The sequence below is a fragment of the Caballeronia sp. LZ029 genome, from assembly GCF_031451275.1.
Taxonomy (GTDB): domain Bacteria; phylum Pseudomonadota; class Gammaproteobacteria; order Burkholderiales; family Burkholderiaceae; genus Caballeronia; species Caballeronia jiangsuensis.
The window spans coordinates 226,992-245,595 of the sequence record NZ_JARUXO010000004.1 but is presented as its reverse complement, the minus strand read 5'-3'; the positions used below and the strand labels follow the sequence as shown (position 1 = coordinate 245,595).

Below are 18,604 nucleotides of genomic sequence, written 5' to 3'. Positions count from 1 at the left end.
TTCGTGCTGTTCTTCCTCGACTGACTTATTGTGCGTGAGCTTCGATGACAGTCACAAGCGTGTCACCAACATGTCGGGCATATGCGACATCCGCCGCATATGCCTTGCGCAAAGAATTTCAGTGCGCCTTCAGTGCGCTTCTTCCCAGTTGTTGCCGACACCCACTTCCGCGACGAGCGGCACCTTCAGCTTCGCGACGCCGCACATCAGTTCAGGTAAGCGCTTCCTGACCTCGGGCAGCGCTTCCTCGGGCACTTCGAGCACGAGTTCATCGTGCACCTGCATGATCATCTTCGCGCCGATGCCCGACGCTTCCAGCCAGTCCTGCACCGCGATCATGGACAGCTTGATGAGATCGGCGGCGGTGCCCTGCATCGGCGCGTTGATCGCGGCGCGCTCTGCCGCCTGACGGCGCGGCCCGCTGCCGCCGTTGATCTCGGGCAGCCACAGACGCCGGCCGAACACGGTCTCGACGAAGCCATTCGCCTTCGCGCTCACGCGCGTGTTCTCCATATACGCCGCGACGCCCGGATAACGCGCGAAATAGCGGTCGATATAAAGCTTCGCCGCATCGCGCGTGATACCGAGATTCGACGCGAGGCCGAACGAACTCATGCCGTAGATCAAGCCGAAGTTGATGACCTTCGCGATGCGCCGCTGATCGTTATCGACTTCGAGCGGCGTGACGCTGAACACTTCCGACGCCGTCGCGCGATGCACGTCCTCGCCTTCCTTGAACGCGCGCATCAGCGATTCATCGCCGGAAATATGCGCCATGATGCGCAGTTCGATTTGCGAGTAATCCGCCGACACGATCTTCCTGCCCGGCGGCGCGATGAACGCTTCGCGAATGCGCCGCCCTTCGCCCGTGCGCACCGGGATGTTCTGCAGGTTCGGCTCGTTCGACGACAGGCGCCCCGTCACCGCGACGGCCTGCGCATAGTTCGTATGGACGCGCCCCGTCGATGCGTTCACCATGCGCGGCAGCTTGTCCGTATACGTGGACTTGAGCTTCGACAGCCCGCGATGTTCGAGCAGCACCTTCGGCAACGGAAAGTCTTCCGCGAGCTTTTGCAGCACTTCTTCATCGGTGGAAGGCGCGCCGCTCGGCGTCTTCTTCACGACCGGCAATTGCAGCTTCTCGAAGAAGATCTGGCCGATCTGCTTCGGCGAACCGAGATTGAATTCGCCGCCCGCGAGTTCGTAGGCTTGCGCCTGCAAATCGATGAGACGCTTCGCGATCTCGTTGCTCTGCGTATCGAGCCGCGCGCGATCGATCAGTACACCGTTGCGTTCCATCTTGCGCAGCACGCGCGAGGTCGGCAATTCGATGTCGCGATACACGTGCAACAGACCTTCCTCACGCGCCACTTGCGGATAGAGCGCCTGATGCAGACGCAGCGTGATATCGGCGTCTTCGGCTGCATAGGCGGCGGCCTTGTCGAGCGGCACTTCGTCGAAACCGATCTGCGATGCGCCCTTGCCCGCGACGTCTTCGTACTTGATCGTCTTCACGCCGAGATGCCGCAACGCGAGGTTGTCCATGTCGTGCGGACGATGCGACTCCAGCACGTACGATTGCAGCAGCGTGTCGTGCTCGACACCGCGCATTTCGATGCCGTAGTTCGCGAGCACCTGCTCGTCGTACTTCAGATGCTGACCGACTTTCTTCTTCGATGCGTCTTCGAGCCAGGGCTTGAGCTTCGCGAGCACTTCATCGCGCGGCAATTGCTCGGGCGCATCCGGCCCGCGATGCGCGACCGGAATGTAGGCCGCGTGGCCGGGCTCGGTCGACACCGACATGCCGACGATCTGCGCGGTCATCGGATCGAGCGACGTGGTCTCGCTGTCGAAGGATGTGAGCTCCGCTTCATTGATGCGCTTAAGCCATGCGTCGAACTGCTCCCACGTCTGCACCGTCTCGTAGTGATGCACGATTTCGGTGACTTCGGCGGGCGGCGTGTCGGTCGGACCTTCGACGGCATCGGCGATTTCGACTTCGCGCAGCCATGTCTTGAAGCCGTGACGCATGAACACGTCGCGCAACTCGTCGCGCGATTCGGGACGCGCCAGAAGCGTGCCTTCGATCGACTCGATCTGTGAAGCGAGGTCGCATTCCGTGTGCACGGTGACGAGCTTTCGCGCCATCGGCAGGAAGTCCAGAGCCTTGCGCAGATTGTCTCCTACCGCACCCTTGATCTCGCCGGCATGTTCTACGATGCCATCAAGGGTGTCGTATTGCGTGAGCCATTTGAGCGCTGTCTTGGGACCGCACTTCTCGACGCCCGGCACGTTATCGACGGTATCGCCGATGAGCGACAGATAATCGACGATCCGCTCCGGCGGCACGCCGAACTTCGCGAGCACGCCGGCACGGTCGAGCGTTTCGTTGGTCATCGTATTGATGAGGGTGACATGATCCGTCACGAGTTGAGCCAGATCCTTGTCGCCCGTCGACACGATCACCTTCATGCCGCGCTTCTCGGCTTCGACAGCGAGCGTGCCGATGACGTCGTCGGCCTCGACGCCCTCGATCATCACGAGCGGCCAGCCGAGCGCGCGCACGGCGACGTGAATGGGCTCGATCTGTCTGGAGAGGTCTTCCGGCATCGAGGGCCGGTTGGCTTTGTACTCGGCGTACCAGTCGTCGCGGAAAGTCTTGCCTTTGGCATCAAATACGCACGCGCTATACTCTGCATTGATTTCGCGCCGCAAGCGCCGCAGCATGTTGATCATGCCATACAGAGCGCCGGTGGGCCCGCCGTCGGGGCCTCGCAAGTCCGGCATCGCATGGTAGGCCCGGTACAAGTAGCTAGAACCGTCGACCAATAGCAGGGTCTTACCTTCAAGACTTAGTTCTTCAGGCATTATGAACAAGAGAAAAGTGATTCCGAGTCTGCGATCACTCGCAGATCAAGAGCGCGCGACGGCCAAGAAGGCTCGCGCATCGTGGCAGATGTTCACGATTATGGCAGAGTTTATCGAGGCGACCGAGTACCTCTCGGAGATTCGCCCTGCCATCAGCATCTATGGTTCGGCGCGTCTGAAACCGGAGTCGCCGTACTATCAGCTCACGATCGAAATCGCGCAGAAATTCTCCGACGCGGGCTTCGCCGTCATATCCGGCGGCGGGCCGGGCATCATGGAAGCGGCCAATAAAGGCGCGCACGCGGGCAAGTCGCCTTCTGTCGGCCTCAATATCGAACTGCCGCACGAGCAATCGGGCAATCAGTGGCAGGACATCTCGCTGCGCTTCCGTCACTTCTTCACGCGCAAGGTGACATTCGTGAAGAACTCGGATGCCGTCGTGGTGATGCCGGGCGGCTTCGGTACGCTGGATGAGCTCGCCGAAGTGCTGACGCTCATTCAGACCAAGAAGTCGCGTCATGTGCCGATCGTGCTCGTCGGCGCGGAGTTCTGGGCCGGACTGCTCGACTGGTTCAAGAACACGCTTCTGACCAACGGCGTGATCAGCCCGAAGGATCTCGATCTGATGCAGGTGATCGACGATCCGGATCAGGTGCTCGATGCCGTGCTGCGGTTCTATGAAGATCGCGAAGATTCGGTCGAGCAGCCGGCGGAAGGTAAGTCGGATGAGGATCGGATGTTTTATCTTTGACGCGGTAGCACCAACCGTGCGAAAGGCCGTGTGCGCACACGGCCTCGAGCTTGAAATTGTTGTAGCGCGCTTCTCATATCCCCGCACCGCAATGCCGCGGTATCATACATTTCCACAAAATATAGTTATCCGAAATGTATCCTAGCGCCCGCGCGGGCAGTTAGCCCTGCGTCTTGGCGCTCGCCATCGAAACTCGCATACGACAGTCAGGCACATGTCGATTTTTGCGTTTGTCGATAGCTTTCACTGATTAAATCTGGCTTTTCGAGAGATAGCGCCCCGATCGGAACGCCCTTGCCTTTGCCAGAAATGGCAAGCCCGGACCCAACATGAAACATTTGTCGAATCGACCATTGCGGCTGGCCGCCGCCGCGGCCTTGGTCATCTCACTGCTCGCCGCCTGCGACCAATCGAAAAACCCTTCGAATACCGCGCCAGCATCCGTCGCCCAGGATAGCAAGATCACGCTGCTCAAGGACATCTCCGGCGTATGGACTCCGACCGCGACTCCCGGCCTGACCACGATCTACTACGCGGATAACCGCTTGCAGATCCTCCAGGGCGACACGCCGCTGGCCGTCACCCTGGGCGACGTGGACCCCGCCGAGGAAACGGTCAACGTCAACACAGTGGCGCGCGGCAAGGAAGAGATTCTGACCATCCGCAGAAAGTGGAACTCCGATCACACCGCCTACAACCTGTCGATGACCGGCGGCGATGGTTACCAGGAGACACTTGGCTTCGTGCGTCGAATCAGCAATGATGATCTGAACAGGATCAGCAGGCTCACTGTGGCAAAGACGCCTGCGCCGCAGCCTTCGCAGCCCGTCGAAACCTCGCCCGCTTCCGTCGCTCCGAGCGATCGCGGCGTCATCGATATGTGGCTGAGCGGTATCGACATGAACATGCGCTCGTGCCCCGGCTCGACTTGCGCGGCCGTCATCATCGTGCCGAAAGATTCGAAATTGAGCGCCGATACGTCGACGATTCGCAACGTCACCGAATCGTCGGGCGCGAACACGCCTTGGGTACGCGTTACTTACGAGGGCGCGTACTGCACGCCGGCCGAGCTGGATCAACAGACCGGCTGTACACCGTCTCACGGCACCGAAGCGCCCGTCACCGGCTGGATGAACTACAGCCGACTGCTGTCGGCCCCACGCGTGCAGCAATAATCACTTCGCGGGCGGCATCCTGCGCCGCCCGCCTTTTTGTTAGTTCAGCCACGTCACTGAAACGCCACTTCCGCAAAGCTTCGCAACTTGCGCGAATGCAGCTTCGACAACCCGTTCTCGCGCAGCAACTCCATCGCCTTCACACCGATCTGCAAATGCTGATCCACCTGCGCGCGATAAAACTGATCGGCCATGCCGGGCAGCTTCAGTTCGCCATGCAGCGGCTTGTCCGACACGCATAGCAACGTCCCATACGGCACGCGGAAACGGAACCCGTTCGCCGCGATCGTCGCGCTCTCCATGTCGAGCGCCACCGCCCTGCTCTGCGACAACCGACGCACCGGCTCGCGATGATCGCGCAATTCCCAGTTGCGGTTATCGACGCTCGCGACCGTGCCCGTGCGCATCACGCGCTTCAGCTCGACGCCTTCGAGTTTCGTCACCTGCGCGACCGCGCGCTCGAGCGCGACCTGCACTTCCGCGAGCGCCGGCACCGGCACCCACAGCGGCAGATCGTCATCGAGCACGTGGTCTTCGCGCACATAGCCGTGAGCGAGCACGTAATCGCCCAGACGCTGCGTGTTGCGCAAGCCCGCGCAGTGCCCGAGCATGATCCACGCATGCGGCCGCAACACCGCGATGTGATCCGTGATCGTCTTCGCGTTCGACGGCCCCACGCCGATATTCACCATCGTGATGCCGCTGCCGTCCGCACGCTTCAGGTGATACGCGGGCATCTGCGGCAGACGCGCGGACGCCGTGCCTTCCTCCGGCTGCTCGCCGAGATTCGCGTTATACGTGACGACATCGCCGGGTTCGACGAACGACGAATACTCGCTGCGATACGCACGCGTTTCCTCGTCGTCGGCGCGCGACATCATCGTGCGGCCGAGCTTCACGAACTCATCGATATAGAACTGGTAGTTCGTGTACAGCACGTAGTTCTGAAAGTGCGTGGGCGACGTCGCCGTGTAGTGTCTCAGCCGATGCAGCGAAAAATCGACGCGCGCCGCCGTGAACAGCGCGAGCGGATGCGGCTCGCCCGGGCCCGGCTCGTACGTGCCGTTGACGATGCGATCGTCGAGCAGCGCGAGATCGGGCGTATCGAAGATATTTCGCATCGCGAGCAGCCGGTCGCGATCGAGATCGCCTTCGAGATGAATGCCTTCGGCGAATGCGAAGTGAATCGGAATCGGATGCGCGGACACGCCCACTTCGAGGCCCACATGATGATTTTTCGTGAGCAGTCGCAATTGCTCGCGATAGTAATCGCCAAAGAGATCGGGACGCGTGAGCGTCGTTTCATAGATGCCCGGGCCCGCCACGAAACCATACGAGCGCCGCGAATCGATCTGCGTATTCAGCTCGGTACGCACGCGCACGAACGGATAGCACGCGCGCACGCGATGCGTGAAGCGTTCGTTGCGGCGATAGCGCGCGAACGCATCGCGCAGAAATGCGGTATTCGCTTCATAGATCGACGAAAGGCGCGTGACGGCCGCAGCGGGATCGTCGAAGGATTCGGTCGGAAAATCGTTGGCAGGCGTGCCCTGTGTGCTTTGAGTCCGGTCGTTTGTCATGATCTTGTGTGTTCTTCAAATGCCCTCGTGGTGAATCGACATTAACACGGAAGAAAGTGCGAACCATGAAGTCCCTCTTTGCGTGAGTGCGTGCGATCACACCTCGCAACACCTTTTTGGTTTCCGAAGTCAAAATTCGCGAAACCAGCGCAAAATAAGGCGTTGACCCAGCGCGAGTCACTGAGTCCGCAACCGTTTTGTTAGAATCCGGCCATCGCCTGGAGAACCATCATGAAGCCGCACCTTTGCGCCGCCGCCGCGGCAGTCCTCGCCGCAACAAGCTTCGGCGCATTCGCGCAGCCGGCGCAGGCCGGCAGCACGGCACCCCAACCGGCGACCCAGAAAATGTCGCCGGAAGAAGCCGCTGGCCTTCCGGATCTGAAAGCCATCAATCGCCCGCCCGCGAATGTCAGCTCGAAAGTCGAGATTTCGCCGCCGCGCACGCCGAGCTATCACGAATTGAGCACCAACGGCACCGAAATCACCGAATTCCGCGACAAAGGCAAACCCGTCGAAATCGATGTGCATTCCAATTTCGGCACGCGCTATCAGATGAGCGCGCCGGCCGACACATCGCCGCAAGTGCGCGACAACGGCAAGGCGAGCACGCGCCTGCCATCGATCAACCTGCATTACTGATCCCGTATCGCTCTCGGACCCGCTCTTTCCGGGCGGGTCGCGGCACTGTGGCTCCTTGCCCGGCGCCTCCGTTCACAGGCCTCTTCCCGGCCGTCCAACCTGACCGACGCTTTCCCGCATGGCCGTCTTCACTCCCGTCACCAACGCCGATCTCGGCGACTGGCTGCAAGACTACGATCTCGGCGACGTCGTCGAATTTCGCGGCATCCAGTCGGGTATCGAGAACAGCAACTTTTTTCTCACGACGACGCACGGCGAGTACGTGCTCACGATCTTCGAGAACCTCACGGCGACGCAACTGCCGTTCTATCTCGATCTGATGCGGCATCTGGCGTCGCATCGCGTGCCCGTCCCCGATCCGATGCCGCGCCGCGACGGCTCGCTCTTCGGCATGCTGCACGGCAAGCCCGCGAGCATCGTGACGAAGCTCGAAGGCGCGCCCGAACTCGCGCCGACGCCCGCGCACTGCATCGAAGTCGGCCAGATGCTCGCGCGCATGCATCTGGCGGGCCGCGATTTTCCGCAGCATCAGCCTAATTTGCGCAGCCTTTCGTGGTGGCAGGAGAAGGCGCCTTCGATTGTCGATTTCCTGAGCCGCGAGCAGCGCGATCTGTTCGAGAGCGAACTTGAGCATCAAGCGGCGTTCTTCGGCTCGGCGGATTACGCATCGCTGCCCGATGGCCCGTGTCACTGCGATCTGTTCCGCGACAACGTGCTGTTCGCCCACGGCCGCGAGCACGCGCGGCTCGGCGGCTTCTTCGATTTCTACTTCGCGGGCGTCGACAAATGGCTCTTCGACGTCGCCGTGACCGTAAACGACTGGTGCATCGACCTCGCCACGGGCACGCTCGATTCGGCGCGCGTCGATGCGATGCTGCGCGCATATCAGACCGTGCGCCCGTTCACGCCCGCGGAGGAGCGTCACTGGAACGACATGCTGCGCGCCGGCGCGATGCGCTTCTGGGTCTCGCGCCTTTTCGACTTCTATCGCCCGCGCGAAGCACAAATGCTGAACGCGCACGATCCCGGCCACTTCGAACGCATTCTGCGCGAACGCGTCAAAGCCGCTTCTCCCGTTAATCGATAACCTAGCCACATGCGACTGATCGAAGTTCCCGCCAAGACCGGCTACGTGTGGTTCCGTCAGGGCATCTGGCTGTTCCGCCGCAACCCGTTTGCGTTTCTCACGGTGTTCTTCGCCTATTTGTTCGTGATGACGCTGATCTCGCGCGTGCCGCTCCTCGGCCCGCTCCTGCCGCTGCTCTTCATTCCGGGGATTGCGGTCGGCTTCATGGCGGCGTGCCGCAACACGATCGCGGGCAAGCCCGTCTGGCCGACCATACTCGTCGACGGCTTCCGTTCGTACGGCAGCGTCGTCGCGCGGCGGCTGCTCGCGCTGGGCGCGCTGTATATCGTCGCGATGGCGCTGATCTTCACGGCATCGGCGCTCGTCGATGGCGGCACACTGCTCAGCATCATGATGGGCGATGGCCCGAGCGGCGATCCGGAAACGGTCGCGGCGAGCTTCAGCCCGCTCGCAGTGCTCGTCGCGATGGGATGCTATGTTCCGGTCGCGATGCTGTTCTGGTTCGCGCCGATACTCGTCGCATGGCACGACGTGCCGCCCGCGAAGGCGCTGTTCTTCAGCCTCGTGTCGTGCTGGCGCAACCGCGGCGCGTTTATTTACTACGGCGTGCTGTGGATCGCTATCGCGCTCGCGGTGTCGTTCGGCCTGACCGCGCTGATGCAGGCGCTCGGCGCGGGTCAGGAAATGGCGCTGGCGGTGCTCATGCCCGCGTCCATCATCGTGACGACGGCGCTGTATTGCTCGTTTTACGCGACTTATCGCGGCTGTTTCGGGGTGCAGTCGTCGGACTCGCCCGACATTCCGGACGCGACCGGCACGCCCAGCACCTGACGGTGCCGCATCTGGCGGCGTCGCAAACAAAAATGCCGGCTCGAAAGCCGGCATTTTGCATTTACATCCCGCAGTGACGCCGAAATCTACCAGCGCACTTCAAACCGAGAAACTTAGTTCGCCATCCACGACGGGTGACGAGCGATCGCACGCTGATCCAGCTTTTTCATACGATATTCGAGATCGTAGATATCCGTGGCTTCGGCGAGATAGGCGTCGTCGCGCGCACGATCGCGCTCGTCGGCGGACTTGGTAAGGAACAGGAAAATGCGGCTAATCAGGAACATGGTGGACCTCGCTTGAATACTGGGGTTACTACCTATGAAACCGATTATAGGGTAATCCCTGATCAAACACCAGCCCTAACCGCTAGAAGATTGATACGAAAGACTAATTTGCAACACCTGAAACGCTCGGCGGCGACCTCAAGCGACGTATGCGCCGCGCGCAGCCTCGCTGGGGCGCCGCTGGTGCTTGAAGAACTCCCACATGACCGCAGCCGAATCCGGCCCCTTGGACGAATGGAACGCGACGGTATCGTCGCCACCGGCCCATGAATGCCCGAGGCCGCGCACGATCGACGTCTTCACGACGCGCCGGCTGTTCTTGAAGTAATCGGTCACGACGCCGTCTGGATGCTTTTCCTCGCGCGCCTCGCCTGCGCGGCGATTGCCCGCCGCATCGATGAAACCGTTCAGCCGCAGAAACTGTTTCGCCAGTTGCGCGGCATTGGCTGCCGTCACCACGGAATCCAGTTCACCGTGCACGATGATCGCAGGCATGCCCGGATAATCGCGGACGTCGACGGCAGCGTCGATCAGCGCGACAGGATCGCTGCGCGCGCCACGACGCATCACATCCATCGCACCGATGGCCGAGCGCGCCTCGCCGAACACCACGCCCGAATGCAGGCCGACGGCGGCGAACATGTGCGGATAGCGCACGGCGAGCAGCGCCGCAAGCCCTGCACCGGCCGACATCCCCGCGACATACACGCGCTCCGCATCCAGATCGTGCTGCTCGACGACCGCATTCACCAGCGATACGACCGACGCCGCCTCGCCGCCGCCGCTCCCGGCATCGTCATACCAACGCCAGCAGCGATGCGCGTGATCGTGCTTCGACTGCTCGGGGAACAACACGGCGAAACCGAATCTGTCGGCGAGAAGATTGATGCGCGTGCCTTGCGCGAATTCGTCGGCGTTCTGCTTGCAGCCGTGCAGCATCACGACGAGCGGCATCGGCTCGGGCCCGGCTTTGGGCGGCATATAGAGCGCGTACGACATGTGATTCACGAAGCGCCCGGCCGTGGGCGGCGCCGAGTGGTACGAGCGCGCCCACTTGCCGCGCGCCCAGGCCGACGCACGCGGACGAACGCGCGATTCACGCGCCGCCGGTCGCGCGGCGGCACCGGGCGCGACCGTCGCTTTCGCGGCCGTGCGTGGCTTCAGCTTCGACTTGGTGGTCTTCACGCGCGCGGGCTTGGCTGCCGCGCGGGGCTTCGGTGAGCGAATCGCGTCCACCTGGCCGGCGACCAGGCGTCTCAAGCCGCGCAACCAGAGCTTGGTAAGGCTTTTTGACATTGGGCTGGGTCCTCCACAAACGTGCAATCGGATGACGCGTCGAAACGCGTCGGGTTGTGCAGTGCACAATAGCACTAAACCGCGTTGACGACGCGCGCCCCGACCTCACATATCGGGATGAATTAACAGCAATTCAACAAAAAAGCCAAAATTAAACGAAAGTTACGCGATGTAACGACAAGCCGCTCTGAACTAGCGCGCATAATTCAGCATGTTCCCAAGCGTTATACTGCTATAAATTTGCGGCGTCGCATTTGACGTACTTCCGAAGTCGCGGGCCATTTCTGGCGTGGCTGCCGCACTGCAGCAACCCTCATTCCCAAGAGTAGCAATGAACGTGGATTTATCTTTTTCCGCCTGGATTTTCGTGACCGCGCTCGGCAGCGTCGGCGTGATGGGGCCGGTTGCGCTCATCGTCGCCGCGTGGCTCGCGCTCGGCTATCGCTGGAAATACGCTGGCGCGTGGCTCGCGCTGCTCGGCGCGGCGAGCGGCCTCGTCGCGTTGAGCAAGATCGCTTTCATCGGCTGGGGAATCGGCGTGCGTCACCTCGATTTCACCGGCATCAGCGGACATGCGTTGATGTCGACGGCGGTTCTGCCCGTCGCGATTTTCGTCGCGCTTCTGCCCATGCGTGGTGCAGTGCGCGCCATCGGCGTCGCGCTCGGTCTGATGCTGGGAATCTGGGTCGGCGTGTCGCGCGTCGTGCTCGATGCGCATTCGGTTTCGGAGGTGGTCGCGGGCTGCGCGCTCGGCGCGGTGGTCGCGCTCGCGTTCGTGTGGATCGCGTGGCGGGCCGAGTCCGGCAAGCTCGCGCCCGCGCCCGTCGCCGCGAGTCTCGCGGCGGTCGTCGTGGCCTTGCATGGCGTGCCCGTGCCGACGCAGCACTGGATCACGGAAATCGCGCTCGGACTGTCGGGCCACGAGCGTCCTTATGTGCGAGCGAGCTGGAAGGCGAAGACCTTTCGCGCGCCGGATCGCCGCACCGAATTGCCGCCGGAGCAACGCGCGGCCGCCTGATGCGGCCGCCGCGCCCGCACTGCGCGCGGCTTAGTCGTTCACGCCGATGATCACGCTCGACGCCTTGATCACCGCCACGGCCTTCTGACCTTGCGCGAGGCCGAGCGTATCGGCGCTCTGGTTCGTGATGATCGCGGTGATGGTCGTGCCGCCGTCGAGCGACAGCGACACTTCCGCATTGACCGCGCCCTTCGTCACGCTGGCAACCGTGCCGCGCAACTGATTGCGCGCCGACAGCTTCGCGTTCGTGTCTTCCATCAGCATGACCCACGACGCCTTGATGAGCGCGAACGCGTCGCCGCCTTCCTTCAGTCCGAGCGATTGCGTGCTCTCGTGCGTCACGACCGCGACGATCGTCTGGCCGCCCGGCAAGCCGAGTTCGATTTCATCGTTGACCGCACCGCGCGTGACTTTCGTTACCTTGCCGGCCAGTTGGTTGCGTGCGCTTGTTTTCATGCCTAGTCTCCCGATCAGTTGCCAATCATGGGCGAAGCCTTCGATGGCCGCGCCCGCCCGTTCCAGAAATTTTCGATGCTCGCGTTCGATCGCGCGGAACGTGTCGATGAGACGAAGCGCGGCCGGCGTGAGCACCGTGCCGCCGCCGCCCTTGCCGCCGACCGCGCGTGTCACGAGCGGCTCGCCGGCCAGATTGTTCATCGTATCGACTGCATCCCACGCGGCCTTGTAACTCATGCCGACGGCCTTCGCCGCGCCGGTGATCGATCCCGCGTCGCGAATCGCCGCCAGAAGCGCGATGCGCGCCGCGCCGCCGAGCGTCTCGGTGCCGCTTCGCAGCCATACGGAGCCGCCGAGTTCCAGCGGATCGCGCACGTTCGACGGTGCTGTCTTACTCATCTGTCGCCTTTGCGGACGGTGCCGGATCAATGAACGCGTGACGCATTATATCGATGCCTTCACACGCGGACGACGCATCGAACGAAGCAGCCGCTCGCCCTCCTGCGCGTCCTTCCTCGCCGACGCCGCGCCCCACGCCCGCGCGAAACCGCGCTGATAATCGCCGGCTTCCGGAATCGACGCGAGCCGATCGGCGGCGACGGCCGCGTCGTTCGCTTCGCCTAGCGCCGTCTGCAACTCGCCGAGCAGCTTCGCGGTGTCCTTGCGCGTGCGCCGCGACGTGACCGAGCGGAAAAATTCGAGCGCATAGCGCAGCCGCTTTGCATGAATGCGCACGCGATGTCGCTCATGCGCTTCGAGCGATGCGAGATCGGGCACGCGCGCGATGCGCCGGTAGTCCTTGCGGATGCGCTTTTCGGCATAGCTGACGAAGCGCGTCGGCGACTCGTCCTCTTGCGAGGCGAAGCGGGCGAGCCATTCGACGAACGCGAGCGTGAGACGCGCGTAGCGCTTCGACGCGAGCGCATCGCGCACCTTGTCCCGCGCGACGCGGCGCTTCACTTCCGCAGCGGCGATGAGCGTCTGCCAGCGCTCAGCGCTGTCGTCCGATTCGGCGTACGCGGGGAGCGTCTTGTCGACGAAAACGTCCCAGTCGCGCGCATGGGCTAGCAGGTCGCCGAACCACGTCAGATCGGGCGCGATGCGGGTGCTCCAGACATCATCAACATAATCGCGAAAGAGTTTCAGCAGTGTCTTGAGCCGCCGCTGCGCGACGCGCAACTGATGCACATGCTCGTCGCCGAGACCTGCGCGCGATGACGCCGCGTTGCCGAACCACTGCCCCGCCACCGACGACGCGATCGCGACGAACGCCTCGCGGCGCGTCGCGGTGCGCGGAAGATCGAGCGTCGCCGCGTACACCGGTTCCGCTTCCGACGCGTGCTCATCGTCCGGCGCGATGCAAAACGGCGCGGCATCGATCACTTCGCCCGCGACGCTGAAGACGGCATCGAGCGCACCGTTCACCGATGGCGCCGCGAGCCGCAACGTCGGCAGCGTCTGTGCGGACGTTTCGAGCGTCGCGAGGATGTCCGCGCCGCTCGCGTCGATGCGCCATTCGATGCGCTCGACTTCGAGCTCGGGCGCAAAAGCATCAGGCGTCGCGACGGTGTCGGGCTCCGCCTGCCGATACGCCTTCGCGAGCCGCCCGCGCAACGCTTCGTCGGCCTGCGCGAATTCGATCAGGGATGCCGACAGATCGTCGCCCGCAGGCCGCGCGAACGTCCGGTAACGCATGAAGCCGGGCATCGGCGCGCCTTCCGTCTCCACGGCGCACAGCGTGCGTGCGCCTTCCAGCGTTTCGACCGACAGCCGCCAGCCCGGCGCTTTCAGCGGAACCTCGCGCGTCGCAAAGCGCGTCGACAAGGATGTCGCGCCCGCGAACGCGGCGATGCGCTGCAACGTCTCCGCGAGCGCGCAGATCGATCCGTCGTCCGATCGGCTGGATTGCAGCGTCACCTCGACCCACATCGTCATGAAGTCTCCCGGAGCGGTCTCGCGCCGCCCGTCAATTCATACGAAAGGCTCGTATTTCCCGATTCATGAAATCGACACACGCACCGGGAAACATGGCCATTTGAGCTTCTGAAACGCTTCTCGTCTGCCTTTTCACCTTCCGATACGCCCTCGCGCAAGACCACCCAAGGACGCGACATGAACCAGATTGCCTTTCCCCAATCACGAGAAGGCCGCACGCTCGGCCAGCGGCTCGCGCTGCTGCTTTTCCTGCTCGCCATCGGCGTCGGCGCCGGCTACTGCGTCCTGCATCTGCTCGAAGATCTCGCGCCGGTGCGCGAATCGTCGGTGTTTCCGTATGTCCTGCTCGGCGTCGCGCTGCTGATCGCGCTCGGCTTCGAATTCGTCAACGGCTTTCACGACACCGCGAATGCTGTCGCAACCGTAATCTACACGCACTCTTTGACACCAAACTTAGCGGTTGTCTGGTCGGGCGCATGGAATTTCATCGGCGTGCTGATTTCGAGCGGCGCGGTCGCGTTCGGCATCCTGCAACTGCTGCCGGTCGAGCTGATTCTCGGCGTCGGCAGTTCGCAGGGCTTCGCGATGGTCTTCGCGCTCCTGATCGCGGCGATCATCTGGAATCTCGGCACCTGGGCGCTCGGTCTTCCTTCGTCCAGTTCGCATACGCTGATCGGCTCGGTGATCGGCGTCGGCCTCATGAATCAGATGTTGCACGGCACCAACGGCACGTCGGGTGTGGACTGGAGTCAGGCGATGTCGGTCGGCAAGTCGCTGCTGTTTTCGCCGATCATCGGCTTCGTCCTCGCGGGCTTTCTGCTTTATGTGCTGAAGCTCGTCGTGCGCGTGCCGGCGCTCTACAAGGAGCCGGAGAAGAACACGCCGCCGCCGTTCTGGATCCGCTGCCTGCTGATCCTCACCTGCACGGGCGTGTCGTTCGCGCACGGCTCCAACGACGGCCAGAAAGGCATGGGCCTCATCATGCTGATCCTGATCGGCACCGTGCCGACCGCCTACGCGCTCAACAAGGCCGTGACGGCGAACGAGACGCAGACCTTCGTCGCCGTGAGCCACAGCGCGTCCGACGTGCTGCAGCGCTACAGCAACGGCGCGGCGCCGGCAGCCGACGCGCGCGGCCAGGTCGAAAAATACGTGCAGACGAAAACGCTCGCGCCGGACACGATCGCGTCGCTGAAGAGCGTGGTCGATTCGATCGAATCGCAGATCCGCCCGAGTCAGACGATCGCCGACGTGCCGCAAGGCAACGTCCGCAACGTGCGCAACGAGATGTACATCGCGTCCGAAGCGCTGCGCATCATGGAGAAGCAGAAAGCGCCGGCCTTCTCCAGCGACGATGACGCCGTGCTCAACAACTACAAGAAGCAACTCGATCACGCGACCAAGTTCATTCCGACCTGGGTGAAGGTCGCCGTCGCGGTCGCGCTCGGTCTGGGCACGATGGTCGGCTGGAAGCGCATCGTCGTGACGGTCGGCGAGCGCATCGGCAAGACGCATCTGACGTACGGGCAAGGCGCGTCGGCGGAGCTCGTGGCGATGGTGACCATCGGCGCCGCCGATGTCTACGGCCTGCCGGTCAGCACGACGCACGTGCTGTCATCGGGCGTCGCGGGCACGATGGCCGCGAACGGCTCCGGCCTGCAATGGCGCACCGTGCGCAGCCTCGCGCTCGCGTGGATCCTGACGCTGCCGGTGTCGATCGCGCTCTCGGGCCTGCTGTTCTGGGCGTTCCGCGGCATCTTCTGACCGGTTCTTTGGGATGACTGCACGGCGGCTTTCAAGCGCCGTGCAACTTTTGCCCGCCCTGCCTCGTTTCGCCTCTCCTTTTCGACAATCGTATGCTCACGCGGGCGTTCGTTCGATCCGCGGAACGCCTTGTGCGACGGTCTTTCAGGCTCACTGGCACGACCGTTGCTCTTCTCCTCTCGTCGATCGCACATCTGATCGTGCCGGCGGCCACGAGCCGCCGTTCCCCTGGCGCATGACTGTCGATGACAGTTGGGAGGCTGCGCCGGACGCCGGTCCGTCCCGCGGTCATTTGAACAAAGGAGAAGTCGAATGACGATCGGAACCATACTGCTGATCATCCTGATCCTGCTTTTGATCGGCGCCATACCTTCCTGGCCGCACAGCCGCAGTTGGGGCTACGGGCCGAGCGGGATTCTCGGCGTCGTGCTGGTCGTGGTGATCGTTCTGTTGTTGATGGGTCGGTTGTGACATAGCGCGGTCAGTCTGGCCGCAAAAGCAAAAAGGGGCGCTCCGTTCGGGCGCCCCTTTTTGCTGTTCGTGCCGCGCGCACGCGTTCTAGACGCGCATCACCTGCCCGTTCGGCTCGATCTTGCGCGGAATGACCGGCACGGCCGGCTTCGGCGACGCCGACTTCGGACGCGGCGTGGCGGACGGCTGCTCGATGGCGGCCCTGTCGGCGACCTGCTTCACCGACGTGGCGCTCTTGTGCTTTTTCCTGGCTGCGGCGGTCTGCGCGGCCGCGTGCGTCTTGCTCTTGCCCTTGACGGACTGTGCTTCGGGAGGATTCCAGACTTCCGTGTAGCGCTCGGCCGCAAAGAGCGACGACGAGCCGATCAGAAGGACGACGATCAGGAATACGCGCTTCAAGTGATTCGCTCCAACGGTTAGTGGCCCGCTCTGCGCGAGAGGATGGCGTCGAGCGATTGCTCGGAGGTTTCCAGTTCGCGCAACGCGGCGTCTAGACGCTCGAGCGAGCGAGCGACGGATTGCCCGTCCTGCACGAAATCGGGCTCGCCTCGCGTGGCGTCGAACGCAACGTTGACCGCGCGCGTCGCGCGCATGAAACGTTCGAGCGCAGCCGCTTCGAGCGGATCGTTGCGTGGAATCATCGGCAGGCTCCCTGTTGCAGACAAGCTGTACGAATATACAGTAAGCCGTCGCCACGGCAAACAGGCGGCACGCGGCGTGGTGAAAATGCCGAAGCGCCTCTTGACCTGCGCTCGCGGCGTCTTTCGGCGGCATTTCGTCGCGGCTCGACGCGACGTCGCTCGCGATTAAGTCGCCCTTAATTCTCGCCCGACACACTCGTCTTGCGATCCGGCTCAATTGCCGCCGTCCGCATCGGACGGCCGGGTCATCACCGTGAGGAATGTGCCATGTCAGCCAACACCGCCGCGCGCCGAAGCTCTGCCAATCTCGCTCCGACGATGCGCAAACAATACGCGCTCACGCTGCGCGAATGCCGTCTCTCCCTGCCGGTCGAACCGCTGTGGGGACCGGCGTATCGCATGGTCGAATGGGTGCTGAAGAACGATCAGCGCGTGCAACGCCGCGTGCTCCCCGCCGATTGCACGCCCTCGCAGATCGCGGATGCGCTCAAGTCGCACGTGCCGGGCCGCCGCTACGGTCCCACCGACGACGACGGCTGATCCGTCGCTGCGAGTCGAAACATTCATGGCATGCTTGTATTAATCCAAATGTGGACTAATATGTGAAACAAGTTCCTTTGGAGACTTAACGACATGTCCAACGCCGCACGCGCCGAACTCGCGCCGGCCAGCCGCCCGGTGCCGCGCCCGGCACTGGATTCGGGCGATCTTTCCGCCGCCGGCCTGCGCGCGTTCTTCAATATCGCGCGCGACTGGGAGCTTTCGGCCGAGGAGCAGATCACGTTGCTCGGCTCGCCCGGCCGCTCGACCTATTTCAAGTGGAAGCAGGACCCCGCATCCGCGCGGCTCGCACGGGACACGCTGGAGCGCCTGTCGCTGATTCTCGGCATCTACAAGGCGCTGCAAATCCTCTTGCCCGATCCCAAAGCCGCCGATACCTGGATTCGCCGCCCTAACGCCGCGCCGCCCTTCGGCGGCCATCCGGCGCTCGATCGCCTGCTGGCGGGCAATATCAGCGACCTCGTCGCCGTGCGCCAGTACCTCGACGCGATGCGAGGCGGCTGGGCGTGATGGGGATAGCATTCAGCAAGGACGAATCGAACTGGCGCGAACGGTGGCCCCACAGCTTCATCGACTGGTCGCCTGCGTATCGCGTGATTCCCACGCGTTTTCCGGCCGTCAATCTGTTCGACCGCGTAGCGTCGCCGCAGGATTTCGAAGCGCTCTACGCGCTCGAAGCGATGACCAACGACCGCCTGCGCACCGAAGTCGGCGAACTCGATCTCGTTCCGGCCGACGAACGCTGTTTCGGGCCGGGTTGCGGGCCGATCATGGCCGCGTTCACGCATCTGAATCCGAACGGCAGCCGCTTCTCCGATGGCAGCTACGGCGTGTTCTATTGCGGCCGCGAACGGCAGACCGCGATCGCCGAAACGCGCTATCACGCCGGCCTCTTTCTCGCGGCGACGAACGAAGCGCCGTTGCGCCAGCAGATGCGCCTCTACACGGTACTGGCGCGCGGCGAAGTCGTCGATCTGCGCGGCGATGCGATCGTGCAGGCGGGCCTCGATCCGCGCATTCTCGCGCCGGACGACTACGGCCCCGGCACGGCGCTCGGACGCGCGGTGCGTGCGGCGAGCGCGCCGGGGATCGTGTATCCGTCGGTGCGTGATCCGGATGGCGAATGCCTCGCCGCACTGCGCACGACGATGCTGCGCGATTGCCGGCACGCGGCATATCTGGAATACAACTGGAACGGCGAGACGATCGACTATGTCTTCGAGTTGAATCAGGTCGGCTGAGCG

General features: G+C 63.1%; 19 protein-coding genes. 11 read left to right on the top strand and 8 right to left on the bottom strand.

Features of this window, described 5'->3' with window-relative positions; all coding sequences use genetic code 11:
* Positions 1–129: 129 nt before the first annotated feature.
* Positions 130–2,868, bottom strand: a complete 2,739-nt coding sequence (gene polA, locus QCE73_RS27065; protein WP_309884371.1) for a DNA polymerase I — start codon at positions 2,866–2,868, stop codon at positions 130–132.
* A gap of 1 nt (position 2,869) precedes the next feature.
* Between polA and QCE73_RS27060 the strand changes: the two genes are divergently transcribed.
* Together QCE73_RS27060 and QCE73_RS27055 are read left to right on the top strand one after the other, a co-directional pair.
* Entirely contained in the window at positions 2,870–3,619 is a 750-nt protein-coding gene (locus QCE73_RS27060) for a TIGR00730 family Rossman fold protein (RefSeq protein WP_035502399.1), read from the top strand.
* A 329-nt stretch (positions 3,620–3,948) separates the two neighbouring features.
* Positions 3,949–4,794 (top strand): hypothetical protein, encoded by an 846-nt coding sequence (locus QCE73_RS27055; RefSeq protein WP_309884370.1) that lies wholly within the window; start codon positions 3,949–3,951, stop codon positions 4,792–4,794.
* Positions 4,795–4,847: 53 nt separating this feature from the next.
* Here the strand turns inward: QCE73_RS27055 and QCE73_RS27050 are convergent, their stop codons facing one another.
* The gene (locus QCE73_RS27050; RefSeq protein ID WP_309884369.1) at positions 4,848–6,374 is read right to left on the bottom strand and encodes an AMP nucleosidase; all 1,527 of its coding nucleotides are present in this window, start codon (positions 6,372–6,374) and stop codon (positions 4,848–4,850) included.
* 231 nt (positions 6,375–6,605) lie between these two features.
* On the opposite strand from QCE73_RS27050, the gene QCE73_RS27045 reads away from it, so the two are divergent.
* From QCE73_RS27045 to QCE73_RS27035, 3 genes are all read left to right on the top strand, one after another.
* Positions 6,606–7,013, top strand: coding sequence for a hypothetical protein (locus tag QCE73_RS27045; protein WP_035502396.1), 408 nt, complete (start codon positions 6,606–6,608; stop codon positions 7,011–7,013).
* Positions 7,014–7,131: 118 nt separating this feature from the next.
* Positions 7,132–8,100: a homoserine kinase gene (locus QCE73_RS27040; RefSeq protein WP_309884368.1), complete on the top strand. Its 969-nt coding sequence runs from the start codon at positions 7,132–7,134 to the stop codon at positions 8,098–8,100.
* Between the two features lie 9 nt (positions 8,101–8,109).
* Positions 8,110–8,931, top strand: coding sequence for a BPSS1780 family membrane protein (locus QCE73_RS27035; protein WP_309884367.1), 822 nt, complete (start codon positions 8,110–8,112; stop codon positions 8,929–8,931).
* A gap of 113 nt (positions 8,932–9,044) precedes the next feature.
* Here the strand turns inward: QCE73_RS27035 and QCE73_RS27030 are convergent, their stop codons facing one another.
* On the bottom strand, positions 9,045–9,218 hold the full coding sequence (locus QCE73_RS27030) for a DUF3563 family protein (RefSeq protein WP_075583859.1): 174 nt from the start codon (positions 9,216–9,218) through the stop codon (positions 9,045–9,047).
* Between the two features lie 138 nt (positions 9,219–9,356).
* On the bottom strand, positions 9,357–10,514 hold the full coding sequence (locus QCE73_RS27025; RefSeq protein ID WP_309884366.1) for a PHB depolymerase family esterase: 1,158 nt from the start codon (positions 10,512–10,514) through the stop codon (positions 9,357–9,359).
* Between the two features lie 331 nt (positions 10,515–10,845).
* Here QCE73_RS27025 and QCE73_RS27020 point away from each other — a divergent pair, with 331 nt between their 5' ends.
* The gene (locus QCE73_RS27020; RefSeq protein ID WP_309884365.1) at positions 10,846–11,532 is read left to right on the top strand and encodes a phosphatase PAP2 family protein; all 687 of its coding nucleotides are present in this window, start codon (positions 10,846–10,848) and stop codon (positions 11,530–11,532) included.
* 30 nt (positions 11,533–11,562) lie between these two features.
* Here the strand turns inward: QCE73_RS27020 and QCE73_RS27015 are convergent, their stop codons facing one another.
* Positions 11,563–12,387 carry a TOBE domain-containing protein gene (locus QCE73_RS27015; RefSeq protein ID WP_309884364.1) on the bottom strand — a complete coding sequence of 275 codons (825 nt, stop codon included), beginning with the start codon at positions 12,385–12,387 and terminating at the stop codon, positions 11,563–11,565.
* Positions 12,388–12,432: 45 nt separating this feature from the next.
* A complete protein-coding gene (locus QCE73_RS27010) occupies positions 12,433–13,923 on the bottom strand; it encodes a CHAD domain-containing protein (protein ID WP_309884363.1) in 1,491 nt (496 codons plus the stop codon).
* A 177-nt stretch (positions 13,924–14,100) separates the two neighbouring features.
* Between QCE73_RS27010 and QCE73_RS27005 the strand changes: the two genes are divergently transcribed.
* Together QCE73_RS27005 and QCE73_RS27000 are read left to right on the top strand one after the other, a co-directional pair.
* Positions 14,101–15,687 carry an inorganic phosphate transporter gene (locus QCE73_RS27005; RefSeq protein WP_309884362.1) on the top strand — a complete coding sequence of 529 codons (1,587 nt, stop codon included), beginning with the start codon at positions 14,101–14,103 and terminating at the stop codon, positions 15,685–15,687.
* 312 nt (positions 15,688–15,999) lie between these two features.
* Complete coding sequence (locus tag QCE73_RS27000; RefSeq protein WP_035502384.1) at positions 16,000–16,158, top strand: DUF3309 family protein; 159 nt, start codon at positions 16,000–16,002, stop codon at positions 16,156–16,158.
* A gap of 87 nt (positions 16,159–16,245) precedes the next feature.
* On the opposite strand, the gene QCE73_RS26995 is transcribed toward QCE73_RS27000, so the two are convergent.
* Both QCE73_RS26995 and QCE73_RS26990 read right to left on the bottom strand, forming a co-directional pair.
* Positions 16,246–16,557 (bottom strand): hypothetical protein, encoded by a 312-nt coding sequence (locus QCE73_RS26995; RefSeq protein ID WP_309884361.1) that lies wholly within the window; start codon positions 16,555–16,557, stop codon positions 16,246–16,248.
* 17 nt (positions 16,558–16,574) lie between these two features.
* On the bottom strand, positions 16,575–16,799 hold the full coding sequence (locus tag QCE73_RS26990; protein WP_309884360.1) for a hypothetical protein: 225 nt from the start codon (positions 16,797–16,799) through the stop codon (positions 16,575–16,577).
* Between the two features lie 267 nt (positions 16,800–17,066).
* On the opposite strand from QCE73_RS26990, the gene QCE73_RS26985 reads away from it, so the two are divergent.
* The 3 genes from QCE73_RS26985 to QCE73_RS26975 all read left to right on the top strand — a co-directional run bounded on the left by QCE73_RS26985 (position 17,067) and on the right by QCE73_RS26975 (position 18,601).
* Positions 17,067–17,339 (top strand): DUF2866 domain-containing protein, encoded by a 273-nt coding sequence (locus QCE73_RS26985; protein ID WP_035502378.1) that lies wholly within the window; start codon positions 17,067–17,069, stop codon positions 17,337–17,339.
* 93 nt (positions 17,340–17,432) lie between these two features.
* On the top strand, positions 17,433–17,870 hold the full coding sequence (locus QCE73_RS26980; protein ID WP_035502376.1) for an MbcA/ParS/Xre antitoxin family protein: 438 nt from the start codon (positions 17,433–17,435) through the stop codon (positions 17,868–17,870).
* Positions 17,870–18,601: an RES family NAD+ phosphorylase gene (locus tag QCE73_RS26975; RefSeq protein WP_309884359.1), complete on the top strand. Its 732-nt coding sequence runs from the start codon at positions 17,870–17,872 to the stop codon at positions 18,599–18,601. Before QCE73_RS26980 ends, QCE73_RS26975 begins: the two co-directional genes overlap by 1 nt.
* The last annotated feature ends 3 nt before the right edge of the window (positions 18,602–18,604 follow it).